Below are 11,724 nucleotides of genomic sequence, written 5' to 3'. Positions count from 1 at the left end.
AACGCTAGAGATCCACTGCGGCCTTGAAAGCGGCAAGCTCCCCGTCGGCGATCGGCACGACGTGCTGCGGCTCGGGATAGGCGCCGGTGCGCACATCGGCGATGAACTCGCGATAGGCGGCGATGCGCTCGCGCTGCAGCCGCTCGAATTCGGCGGCGAAGTTGCGATAGGTCTTGGCGTGGCGCGGCTTGTGCCCGGCGGTGTGGCCAAGCAGGTCCTCACTGAAAAGATATTGCGCGTCGGCATGGGGGCCGGCGCCCATGCCGAGCATGATCATCGGCGTGTTCCTGGTGATCAGTTCGGCGATGCGGTCCGGCACCACTTCCAATTCGGCGCCGAAGCAGCCGATGGCTTCGAGGCGTTTCACGTGGTCCCACACCCAGCGCGCACTCTCGGCCGTCCTGCCGACGGCCTTGAAGCCGCCGGTCCAGGTGCATTGCGAGGGGATGAGGCCGACATGGGCGATGATCGGCACGGCGTTGTCGCAGAGCGTTTTCTGGATATCGAGCGAGGCGGCGCAGTAGAAGCAGTCGCCGCCCATGCGCGTGAAGTGATAGGCGGCCTTCAGATAGTCTTCCGCCGAGACCAGATCGCCGGCGGGGCCGTAAGGCAACCCAACTTGGACGAAGCAGCGGCCGGCCGCATCGCGCATCTCCGGCGAGAAGAAGCGACCCTCGATCGACAGCATGTCGACGCCGGCCGCGTTCGCCGCCGCCGCCTCTTCGAGCGAGGTGACATAGAGCATCGAAATCTTTTGTCCGCGCGCCTTCATGGCGCGGATGTCGGCAACGGTGGGACGGTTGTTCTTGGTGACCATTTTCCCCTCAGATGGTGAAAGCGTTGCGGAAAGCCTCGAGCGCCGCTTCGGGATCGCCGGAAGCGAACGCTTCCATGCCGACCGGCCCACGATAGCCCATATCCTTCAGCGCGCGGGCGATGCCGCGATAGTTGATCTCGCCGGTGCCGGGCTCCATGCGCCCCGGCACGTCCGCCACCTGGACCTCGCCGATCCATGGCAGGCAGGCGCGGCAGAGCTCGATCAAATTCCCCTCGCCGATCTGCGCGTGATAGAGGTCGAGGTTGAGGCGCAGGCCCGGCCGGTTGACGGCGGACACCAGCGCCAGCGTGTCCTCGGCGCGCGCGAAGGGCACGCCGGGATGATCGACCGGCAGGTTGAGGTTTTCCAGCGCGAAGGTAACGCCTTCCGCTTCGGCAAGATCGGCGACGCGGTTGAGTGTATCGCGCGCCTTGAGCCACATCGCGCCAGTGACCGTCTCGCACGGCCTGACCGGCAGACCGCCCTCGCCCAGTCCGGTGCCATGCAGGTTGAGACGCGCCACGCCAAGGCGCTTGCCGACGGCGGCCGTCTCCTTAGCTGTCGTCAAGAGTTCTTCCGCGCCTTCATCGTCGGCGAGCCGGCCGCGCAGATAGCCGTTCATGATCGAGAAGGTGGCGCCGGATTTTTCGAGCATGGCGAGATCATGCTCCGGCCAGTTCCACAGCCCGATTTGGAAGCCCAGTTCGGTCAACCGCCTGACGCGGAATTCCATCGGCCTGTCGCGCCACAGCATTTCGGCGCAGGCGGCGAGGATAAAGGTGTCGGACATGTCAGATCTCGATGTGCACGCGGCCGTTCTCGACCTTGGTCTTGTATGTCCTGAGGTTCTCGCAGGCCGGCGGCGTTTCGACTTCGCCAGTGGTGAAGTCGAAAACGGACGCGTGCTTGGGACACTCCACCGTATTGCCCATGACAAGACCGTCGGCAAGGTGGATCGCCTCGTGTGTGCATAATCCGTCCGTACAGTAATATTCGTCCGCATCGTTACGGAAGATCGCGAAGGTGCGGCCGCCATTCTCGAAACGCTTGGCTTCCTCGGCTTCGATTTCGTCAGCGGCACAAGCATCGACCCAGGGCATATACGTCTCCTCAGATATCTTGCGGTTTGAAGTCTGCGGGAGCCGACGGCATCACGCCCTGGAGCAGGGCAACCGACTTTTCGAGCCCCTCCAGCGAATTCAGAAGCACGTCCTCGTGCTCGATGGAGAGCCAGCCATCATAGCCGGCCATCTTCAGCCGATAGCAGAACTGCCGCCACCACTCCTCGCCATGACCGAAGCCGAGCGTGATGTAGCTCCAGGAGCGGGCCGGGATGTCCATCAGGCTGCCATTCTCGAGCAGCGAGGTCGTTGCCTGAACGGGCCGGTTCAGCATCGTATCCTTGGCATGCACGTGATAGATGGCCTCGCCCAGCGCTTCGGCGGCCGCGAGCGGATCGGCGCCCATCCAGAACAGGTGCGAGGGGTCGAGATTGGCGCCCACGACCGGCCCGACCGCTTGTCGCAGTTTCAACAGCGAGGGCACGTTGTAGACGCATTGATTGCCATGCAGTTCCAGCGCGATGCGCTCGACGCCGTTTTGCTTCGCCAGCGCAGCGATCTCGGTCCAGAACGGGATCAGCTTTTCTTCCCATTGATATTTGAGGATGGTCTGCGTTTCCGGCGGCCAGGAGGAGACAACCCAGTTCGGCATGCTGTCGCCGGCACTACCAGCCGGCAGACCGCTCATGGTGCAGACCGTGCGGATGCCCATCTCGCCGGCGACGCGGATCGTATCTTTCAAAGCCTCGCCCTGGGCCCGGTCGGTCGGATGCAACGGATTGCCATTCGCATTCAGGCTGATGATCTCCAGCCCGCGTTCCTCGAACGCTCCCATAAAGCGTCTCTGTGTTTCCCTGTTGCCCAGCATCGATGCGAGACGGAAATGGGGGGCGGTCGACCAGCCGCACGTGTTCACCTCGATACCGGATACGCCCATGCGCTGGGCATGATTGAGCACCGCCTCGAACGGCAGGTTGCCGAGACCGTCTGAAACGAAACCGAGCTTCACGCGTAGAACTCCGGCTTTGCAATCATCTGGACTTCTGTGCGGCGGCCTTCCTTGAGCGCCCTCACGCCGGCCTCGGCAACGACGGCCGCGCAGTATCCGTCCCAGCAATCCGAGGCGGTCGCCGGGAAATCGCCGGTCACGACGAAGCGCAGGAAGTCGCGGTTCTGGCGGCGATAGGCATCGTAGTACCGGGTCCGCCAATCGGCGTCGTAGCTGGTGCTTTGGGTAAGCGCGGACTCAGTGCGGATATAGGCAACATTGTTGGTCGCCAGGGCGCCCCGTTCGCCGATCAGCTCGGCACGCACGTCATAGCCGTAGGCGGCGTTGTTGTTGATCTCGATGTTGACCAGCTGGCCATCCATGGTTTCCAGCACCATGACAACAGGCGCAACACGCGCGTCCGAGCGTCTCGGCTGGAATGCGGAAATGGCGGCATATTCAGTCCCCAGCACATAACGCACGACGTCGAATTCGTGCGGGGCGGAATTGGTGATGGCCATCGCGCCGGTGAAATCGGCGGCCGGCGTTTCGACGTTGCGGTGGAAATTGTGCATCATCAACGCCCGGCCGAGACGGCCGTCTTCCAGCGCCCGCTTCAACTCCTGGTAGGAGCGGTCGTACCGGCGCATGAAGCCGAGCTGGACGAATTTCGCCCCGGCTTTCTGTTCGGCTGCCATCACCGCAATGCAGTCAGCCGGGGCTTGTGACAGGGGCTTTTCGCATAGAACCCGCTTGCCGGCGCCGATGCAGGCCATCGACAGCGGCGCGTGCGTGAAATCGGGGCTGGCGATGATAACGGCGTCAACGTCCTGCCGCGTGATGGCGCCCTCGGGGTCGGTGGCAATGTCGTTGGCGCCGCATGCATCGGCGACGAAACGAGCGCGCTGCTCATCCATGTCGCAAACCAATTGGAGGGTTGCGCCTGGCAGTTCCTCGGCGACTATCCTGGCATGATCCGCGCCCATGAGGCCGGCGCCGACCACTGCAATGCGAATTGTCATTTCTGTCCTGTTTTCGCTTTCGGGTTTATGGGATCGCGGTGAGCGGTGAGATGAAGCCGCGCCGGACTGGATAACCTCCCAAGGAAAGTCTAGTGAGCGGCTGGGATCAGGGACGGCGGATGGCCCGCATGGGTTTCCATGTAGCCTTCGACCTGGGCTTCGAGGTCGGCCATGGTCTCGCCGCCTGCCATCAGATCCGTAATCTCCTCGCGTGACTTTTCGCCCTTGCGGAAATCGGCGGCGATGGCGCCGCGGATCAGCACCGCGAAATGGTCGCCAACGGTCATGGCGTGCATGACCTGGTGGGTGATGAAGACCACCGCCAGGCCGCGCTTCTTGGCCTCGTTGACGATGCGCAGCACATGCGAGGCCTGCTTGACGCCGAGTGCCGCGGTCGGCTCATCCAGGATCAGCACGCGCGCTCCGAAATGCACGGCGCGGGCAATCGCGAGCGACTGGCGCTCGCCGCCCGACAGGCCTCCCACCAGCCGGTCGCCGTCGTCGATGCGGGTGATGCCGAAATCCCGGACCGCTTTCACCGCGATCTCGTTGGCGCGCTTGCGGTCGTAGATCCTGAACGGCCCCCAACCCTTGGTCGGCTCGACGCCGACGAAGAAAGACCGCCCGATGCTCATCAGCGGAAACGTGCCGCCGAACTGATGCACGGTGGCAATTCCGCGCCCCTGCGCATCGCTTGGGCCGGTGAATATAACGGGCTGATCATCCATCAATATCTGGCCGCTGGTTGGCTTGTGGACCCCGGCCAGGGTCTTGATGAGGGTAGACTTGCCGGCGCCGTTGTCGCCGAGCAGGCAAAGCACTTCGCCGGCGCGCACCCTTAGCGAGATATCGTGCAGCACGTCGATCGGTCCAAAGGACTTGTTGACGTTCCTCAATTCGAGAATGGCAGGTTTGTCGTTCATGGCGTCATCTCTTCATCTGCAATTCGACTGCGCCAGGGTGGCCTTCACCGAAGCGGGAAGTGATCTCAAACTCATCTCATGGGTTGGCTGGCTCCCGCGGCGCGGTTCGCTTGCGCCGCGGCCTGAAGTACAGCGCCAGGTCGCGGAATGACTGGTTCATCAGCACGGCCAGCAGGAGCATCACGCCGATAATCAAGTTCGACCAGTTTCGGTCGATCTGGGTGAAGTAGATGCCCTGGCTGACGATGGCGAAGGTGACGGTTCCCACGAAGATACCAACGACCGACCCGAAACCGCCGGTCAGCAGCACACCGCCCACCACCACGGACACGATCGCATTGAAGATGAAGCTCATGCCGCCGGAGACCTGAGCGGAGTTGAACAGGATCGCCTGGCAGATGCCGACGAATGTGGCGCTGACCGCGGACAACACAAACAGCGCAATGGTCATCCGGTTCGTCGGAATGCCGGCGTTGCGGGCGCTGACCTTGTCGCCGCCCATTGCAAACAGCCAGTTGCCGTAGCGGGTCTTGTGCACAACGAAGCCTATGATCGCAGCGAAGGCGATCCACCAGACGATGATCACCTGGTGACTGCCGCCGATCAGCTGGCCGAACAGGAACTTGGCCCAGTCCGGCGCGGTCACGGCAACGCTGGCATTGCCGGTCAGAAGCACCGACCCGCCGAGCACCACCCCTTGCATGGCGACCAGCGTGGCCAGGGTAATGATCAGCGAGGGCACGGAGGTTCGTATCGTCAGCAGGCCGTTGATCAGGCCAACCGCCACGCCGACCGCCAGCGCGCCGGCGATCCCTACGGTTATCGGCAGTCCGTAGTAGCCGGTCAGGATGGCCGTGGTCATCGAACCGGCGGGGATCAAGGCGCCGATGGAAATGTCGAGTTCGCCCGCGATCATCAGCAGGCCGACGGGAATGGCGACGATGCCGAGATTGGCCGCGAAATTGACCCAACTCGCCGCGCCAACCAGCGTGCTCAAATTAGCGCCGCCGAACAGAACGAAGAACAGCACCACGCCAATGAGGCTGAGGACCGATCCGGCTTCGGGGCGGCGCAGTGATGATTTGATTGCGTCCATCATGACTGTCCTCCCTTCTTCGACGAATAGCTGAGCGCCAACTGCCGGAACGTGTCGTTGGTCAACACCGCTATCAACAGAAGCGCGCCGATGATGACGCTGCCGACATTGGGATCGAGACTGGTGAAATAGATGCCCTGGTTCACGATCGAGAAGGTGAGCGTGCCGAACACGATGCCGACGATCGAGCCGAAACCGCCCGTGAGCAAGACGCCGCCGATGACCACGCACATGATGGAATTGAAGATAAAGGACTGGCCGGCCAGAACCTGCGCGCTTTGGTAGACCATCACCTCGCTGACCCCGACGAAAGCGGCGCTGAAGCCGGACAGCATGAACAGCCCGATGGTCAGGCGCTTGGTTGGGATGCCGACATTGCGTGCGCTTTCCTTGTCTCCGCCGAGCGCGTAGATCCAGTTGCCCATCGGCGAGACGTGCAACAGCCAGAACAGGCCAATGACGAACACGACCCACCACAGGATCGTGACCTGGAACATGCCGCCGAGATAGTCACCCAGGATTTGCTTGGTAAGCGGGTCCGGCACGAGCGAGACGCCGGTGCTGCCGGCGATCTTGACGGTGAGGCCCAGCGTCAGCCCCATCGTGCCGAACATGGTGCCGATGGTGATGATAAGCGACGGGATGGTTGTCCTCGTCACGAACAGGCCGTTGACGAGGCCGACGGCGAGGCCGAGGCCAAGCGCTGCCGTTATGCCAAGCCAATCGGGCAGCCCATAGTGACCCGAGACGATGGCTGCGGTGAGCGACGCCGCGGGGATCACCGCGCCGACCGAGATGTCCAGTTCCCCGGCGATCATCAGCAACCCTATCGGCAGCGCGATGATCCCGATCTCGGAAGCGATGTTCAGCCAGCTTGCCGCACCGGCTGCCGACATGAAACTGCTGCCGCCGAATACGCCGAAGAAAAGCAGGACTGCGACCATGCCAAGGAACGAGCCCGACTCCGGTCGACGCGCCAACCGGCCGAGGGCCAGTCCGGACTGCGAGCGTTCGAGCGCAGGCGTTGATGTGGAAGCGACGGGATGTGCCATTAGGGTAATCCGCGAGCACGCGGCTGGCCGTAATGCGCCGCCGCGGAGACAGGGAAAAAGGGCCGCCCGCCGCAAAACGCGGGCGGCCCAGGCGGGAGGATTATCGTGTCCCTGCTTTCACGCCAGCGATGGTGGCGTCGACGTTCGTCTTGTCGATGATGCCTGGTCCCGTAAGGATCTCGCGGGTGGGCACCGACAGGCCGTAATTGACGTGACCATTGAGGATCGCCACGGCGAGATATCCCTGCAGGTAACCCTGCTGGTCGATGGCGCAGTCCTGCTGGCCACCCTTGATGTTGTTGAGGATGGTCTCGTCAAAGTTCATGCCGCACAGGTGCACCTTTCCGACCTTGCCGGCCTGGGTGATCCCGTTCATGGCCGAGTTGGCGTCGACGTTGCCGATTGTAAAGACAGCGTTCACGTCCTGGTGCTGCAACAGATAGGCCTTCACCGCCTGGGCAACGGCGGTTGCCGAGCCGAAGGATGTGGCGGGCAATGGCAGCACGTCGGCTTCGCCGCCGCCGTTCTTCATACCCTCCTTGAAGCCACCGCAAAACGCCTCGATGTTGGCGGCGCCTGGCAGCGTGTTGATGCAGACGCCCTTCTTGTTGCCGGTCTTGGTAAGGTACTCGCCGGCCGCAACGCCGCCCTTGTAGTCATCGGAGCCGACATAGTTCATGGCGCCGAGACGGTCGGCCGCTTTCAACCCGCCGGCATTGTAGATAAGCAGCGGAATGCCGGCGTCTCGCACCGCCTTGAATGCAGGATCCATCGCTTCTGGCACCCAGTCCGGTCCGACGATAGCGTCGGCCTTCTGGTCGATCGCCTGGCGGATCAATTCGGCGGCGTCGACACCCAGATTGTCATAGTTCTGCGGCCCGAGCCAAGTCACCTTGCCGCCCTGAGCCTCGACGACCTTGCCGGCGTCTTCGGCACCGCGCTTGACGATCGACCAGAACGGATCGTCGGGCTTGCCGCCGACGACGAAGATGTTGGCGGCGAGCGTCGCGCCGGCGCTGAACCCGATCAGCACCGCTGTCGACACCAGTGTCTTGAAAAGCTTCATGGTATTCCTCCCAGATTACCCCGTAGGGTTCGACAAAAGTCTTCCTGTCCCGGGTACGCTCCTCACGGACCCAGCCGAAACGGCGCTTGGTTCGTTATTCCGCGGGCATTCCGGATGCCGGATCGCCGCGGCCTTCCTGCCGGCTCCGCACCTTTTCCTTCTTTTTGCGGAAGCGGGCCTTCATGACCTCGTCGGCTTCCTTGCTGCCGTCGTGCCAGGTGCCGAACAGCTTATCGAGTGGCACCAGCCCGTCGCCGCCGTAGTTCACCTCGAAGTACTTGTGGTGCAGGAAGTGCACGTAAGAGTGGCTATCGAGATTGACCTTGTCGGTGATCTCGAAGGTCTCGAAACCGAGATGGCCGTTGACGGCGCCGAAACCCGCTCCATGGAGCGTGAAATAGGCGCAGACCGGGTTGGACGGGATCAACAGGTGCAGCCAGGCTTCGGCATGATAGAGGAAGCCCTCGACCGGATGCATCGACAGCGACGACCACGGGCTCGGATTGATCGAATTGTGGTGGACCGAATGCACCCATTTGTAGAGCGGCGGCCAATGGATCGCCCGGTGCAGGAAGAAGAAATAGACCTCATGCACGGCAGGCGCGATAAGCACCAGGAACGACAGGTATAGCCAGTTCGTCGTCCATGGCAGCCAGACCGCCCAGCTGTTCGCATAGACCCACAGCATCACGATCTCGACCACCGTCCACAGCGGTATGGTGACGAAAAACGAGCGGGTGAAATTGTCGATATTCTGGCTTTGGAACCAGAACACATCGGACGGTGCGTCCGACGGAAATTTCGGATTGTACTTGAAGCGGTTCTGCTGCTTGCGCTGGACGTAGTAGCGCAGCTCGAAGAAGCCGTAGAAAAGAAAAATACCAGCGGCGTTGAGGCCGTACAGCCAAAGGAAGTTGAGCAGCGAGAGGCTCGCGAGGCTCTGCCAGCTCGGGATCAGCAGGTTGACCCAAATGAGCGACGTGGCGAGGTGGAACGTATTCCACGGCCAGAAGAACTCCGGAATCCAGGCCACGACTTTCTTTGCATTGAACGGGCGGTGCCAGATCGGCGCCGGCTCAGCGCGGCGGTGCGGCGCCCAATTGCCGCGTTTGTCGCGTGTTCCATACTGAAGGTCATCCATCGCGACAGCGCCTCCTCGGATCGATCCGGTGTTTGCGGGTTCAGACCTTGCCCTCAGTTCGGCTGACCGATCCCTAACTCGGCGCAATTCATATCGGAGGGTTGATATTCGGAGAAGGCAGAAATAATATCAAAATTGCATTTGTATCATTTGGTTTCAATCATGATGATACAGAGAAGGAAGGATGGGGCGTTCATGAAGCGGCCGACAATCCACGATCTTGCTACCGCGGCAGGCGTGTCGGTGGCGACGGTGAACAGAATTCTGGGCGGCACCGTTGCCGTGCGGCCGAAAACCGTCCAGCGCGTGCAAAGCGCCGCGGAAGAAATTGGCTTTTACGGCATCGGCGCGATCGATGACCGGGCGCGAAAAATCTCGCCGCATTACCGGCTGGGTTTCCTGCTCCAGCAGTCGACCCGCGACCTTTATCAACTGTTCGGGAAGAAGATCGTCACCGCCTGCCGCGAACGGCGGGACGAGATCATCGACCCTGTCGTCGACTTCGTGGATATTTTGACGCCGGAGACGATATCGAGCCGACTCATCGCGCTTGGCGATGCGTGCGACGCCGTGGCGGTGGTCGCGGCGGATCACCCGATCATTGGCCAGGCCATCCGTTCGCTGAAGGAGATGGGTAAGCCGGTCGTCTCCTACATCACGGATCAGTCCGCGCCGGAGAGAGCGGCCTATGTGGGCACAGACAACTGGAAGCTGGGGCGCACCGCAGCCTTCCTGATTACCCAGACCACGCAAGGTCCGGGTCGCATTGCTGTCTTCATCGGCAATCATCGCTACCAATGCCAGGATGTCTCGGATGCCAGCTTCCGCTCCTATCTGCGCGAGCACGCGCCTCGGCTCACAGTGGAGGAGAGCCGCCCCACTCACGAGGAATCGAGCGAGGCCTACCGCATGGTGGCCGAGTTGCTGAAGACGACGGACGATCTGGTGGGGATTCTAATTGTTGGCGGCGGCATCACAGGCGTGCTTCGCGCCTTGAGGGAAGTGTCTTCCGAGAGGCGATCGGGGATCAAGGTGGTATGCCGCGACATTGGGCCCGAAACCCGCAAGGGATTGTCGGAAGGGTTGATCACGGCAGCTCTGTGTCATCCACTTGAGGCCACCTCCGCCCTTCTCGTGCAGACGATGATCGATGTCATTGGACCGCAGGCGCCGTTAGCCACTCTTCAGCGGTCGATACCTTTCGAAATAGTCACACCGGAGAATATCTGAGGCAGCGGGCCGCTGCCTTCCGCTTCACGCGGCAGAACATCTAATGCAGGCTGCAGCGTTGTCGACGCTCAGGTGCAGACCCACTCGCGGATCTTGCACTGCTTTTCCTCACCGCCGCATTCGGCCTTGGCCTTGTCCTCGGCTTCGCGACGCGTCGTGGCGGACGCGACACCCCAGAACGGGGTCGCCGGGCCACGGCTCTTGCCGACTGAAAGCGCCGCGCAATGCTCATAGGGAAAGCCGGTGCCGTCATCATCGTCCCAATGGCGATGGTTGCGAAACACCTCGACCACCCTGCAGCCCGCGCCGTCCGCATTCTCGCAGTGCTCGAGCGCGATGTCTTCGGCTTCCTGCCGCTTGTCGGCGCCCCAGAAGAAGCCGTGCCTGCCGTCGCCCGGCGAGTAGGCGATCGCGCCCCAGATTCCCCTCTCCTCGCCGGTCTGCGCCGGCGGCGGCGCCACCAGGTCAGCGGCCTGGCTCGCCATTGTCAGTCCGACAAAAGCCGCCAGCAGCGGGAATGAGAGGCGACGGTTGATCAGCATTTTCGTAGCTCCCAATTGCAGCTGTCCAGGAATCGACCATCACGGCTGGCCGCTAGCCGCCCATGCGGGCCACCGAGACGACGACACAGGTATTGCCGGTGGGGACCAGCAGCGCCTGGCCGCCATTGTTGGCCAGGTTGAAAAGCATCGTGTTCGAAAGATTGTCCGCCAGCAGGCTGCCTTTCGGGAGCGTTCCGGCGACTTCCTGGCAAGAGCGCTGGAACGGCGCCACGCGCACGAAGCCGCCCTCGCAGGTCTGGCCGACGGGCGAAGCAAAGACGACACCCGCGGCCTGTGTCTTGTAGTCCGGCAGGTCGTAGCTCATCCCGGCCACGGCCTGCACCGCATGGGCATCCGGCGAAGTTTTGTCCCACTGCGTCTGCACCGCATAGGTCGACCCTGCCGTCAGCGCCTGTCCGAGCGTGGCAAAGAGATTAGCGCAGGTGCGGACGCCTGCCTGCGCGACATGCGCCTGAAACGGATCCTTGTTTGCCGAGGCGTCGGCCGGCGCGGGCACGGCTTCCGCCGGCTTGCCCTGCATGGGCGCCTGCGCTTGCGCGGAGGCCGTGCCCGCGACGAATGTCCCAAGCGCGGGATAGAGACGGAGCGACAAGATCACCGCCGCCGCGACCAAGACCGCGAACCCGCCGAGCAGCGCCGTGTTTCGCACCAGGCGCCAGCCTGGCGAACGCTGTGGCGGCGCACTTGCCGGCGGCTCCGGCAGCGCGACCGGTTGGGAGTGCGTCAGGATTCTGTCCTCGATGGATTGGCGTGTCATCTCAAAGT

General features: G+C 62.6%; 13 protein-coding genes. 1 reads left to right on the top strand and 12 read right to left on the bottom strand.

Annotated elements, in window-relative coordinates:
• Window positions 1-4: 4 nt before the first annotated feature.
• The 10 genes from FJ957_RS10190 to FJ957_RS10145 all read right to left on the bottom strand — a co-directional run bounded on the left by FJ957_RS10190 (window position 5) and on the right by FJ957_RS10145 (window position 9,166).
• Window positions 5-817 (bottom strand): 3-methyl-2-oxobutanoate hydroxymethyltransferase, encoded by an 813-nt coding sequence (locus FJ957_RS10190; protein WP_140830972.1) that lies wholly within the window; start codon window positions 815-817, stop codon window positions 5-7.
• Window positions 818-824: 7 nt separating this feature from the next.
• The gene (locus tag FJ957_RS10185) at window positions 825-1,607 is read right to left on the bottom strand and encodes a TIM barrel protein (protein WP_140830971.1); all 783 of its coding nucleotides are present in this window, start codon (window positions 1,605-1,607) and stop codon (window positions 825-827) included.
• A gap of 1 nt (window position 1,608) precedes the next feature.
• Window positions 1,609-1,917, bottom strand: a complete 309-nt coding sequence (locus tag FJ957_RS10180; protein WP_140785275.1) for a MocE family 2Fe-2S type ferredoxin — start codon at window positions 1,915-1,917, stop codon at window positions 1,609-1,611.
• A 10-nt stretch (window positions 1,918-1,927) separates the two neighbouring features.
• Window positions 1,928-2,887: a sugar phosphate isomerase/epimerase gene (locus tag FJ957_RS10175; protein ID WP_140830969.1), complete on the bottom strand. Its 960-nt coding sequence runs from the start codon at window positions 2,885-2,887 to the stop codon at window positions 1,928-1,930.
• Window positions 2,884-3,888, bottom strand: coding sequence for a Gfo/Idh/MocA family oxidoreductase (locus FJ957_RS10170; protein ID WP_140830968.1), 1,005 nt, complete (start codon window positions 3,886-3,888; stop codon window positions 2,884-2,886). The genes FJ957_RS10175 and FJ957_RS10170 overlap by 4 nt, the downstream gene beginning before the upstream one ends.
• Before the next feature lie 89 nt (window positions 3,889-3,977).
• A complete protein-coding gene (locus FJ957_RS10165; protein WP_140830966.1) occupies window positions 3,978-4,811 on the bottom strand; it encodes an ATP-binding cassette domain-containing protein in 834 nt (277 codons plus the stop codon).
• A 76-nt stretch (window positions 4,812-4,887) separates the two neighbouring features.
• Window positions 4,888-5,907: an ABC transporter permease gene (locus tag FJ957_RS10160; RefSeq protein ID WP_140831863.1), complete on the bottom strand. Its 1,020-nt coding sequence runs from the start codon at window positions 5,905-5,907 to the stop codon at window positions 4,888-4,890.
• Window positions 5,907-6,959, bottom strand: coding sequence for an ABC transporter permease (locus tag FJ957_RS10155; protein ID WP_140830964.1), 1,053 nt, complete (start codon window positions 6,957-6,959; stop codon window positions 5,907-5,909). The genes FJ957_RS10160 and FJ957_RS10155 overlap by 1 nt, the downstream gene beginning before the upstream one ends.
• Window positions 6,960-7,059: 100 nt before the next feature.
• Window positions 7,060-8,025 (bottom strand): sugar ABC transporter substrate-binding protein, encoded by a 966-nt coding sequence (locus FJ957_RS10150; protein WP_140830962.1) that lies wholly within the window; start codon window positions 8,023-8,025, stop codon window positions 7,060-7,062.
• Window positions 8,026-8,119: 94 nt separating this feature from the next.
• Window positions 8,120-9,166, bottom strand: coding sequence for a sterol desaturase family protein (locus FJ957_RS10145; protein WP_140830960.1), 1,047 nt, complete (start codon window positions 9,164-9,166; stop codon window positions 8,120-8,122).
• Window positions 9,167-9,361: 195 nt separating this feature from the next.
• On the opposite strand from FJ957_RS10145, the gene FJ957_RS10140 reads away from it, so the two are divergent.
• Window positions 9,362-10,396 (top strand): LacI family DNA-binding transcriptional regulator, encoded by a 1,035-nt coding sequence (locus tag FJ957_RS10140; protein WP_140830959.1) that lies wholly within the window; start codon window positions 9,362-9,364, stop codon window positions 10,394-10,396.
• Window positions 10,397-10,464: 68 nt separating this feature from the next.
• Here FJ957_RS10140 and FJ957_RS10135 read toward each other — a convergent pair whose 3' ends face one another.
• On the bottom strand, window positions 10,465-10,881 hold the full coding sequence (locus FJ957_RS10135; protein ID WP_246674356.1) for a DUF4189 domain-containing protein: 417 nt from the start codon (window positions 10,879-10,881) through the stop codon (window positions 10,465-10,467).
• A gap of 109 nt (window positions 10,882-10,990) precedes the next feature.
• Complete coding sequence (locus tag FJ957_RS10130; protein ID WP_140830957.1) at window positions 10,991-11,716, bottom strand: hypothetical protein; 726 nt, start codon at window positions 11,714-11,716, stop codon at window positions 10,991-10,993.
• Between the last annotated feature and the right edge of the window lie 8 nt (window positions 11,717-11,724).

Source organism: Mesorhizobium sp. B2-4-6 (assembly GCF_006442775.1).
Lineage (GTDB): Bacteria > Pseudomonadota > Alphaproteobacteria > Rhizobiales > Rhizobiaceae > Mesorhizobium.
This window is presented reverse-complemented; position numbering and strand designations above follow the sequence as displayed.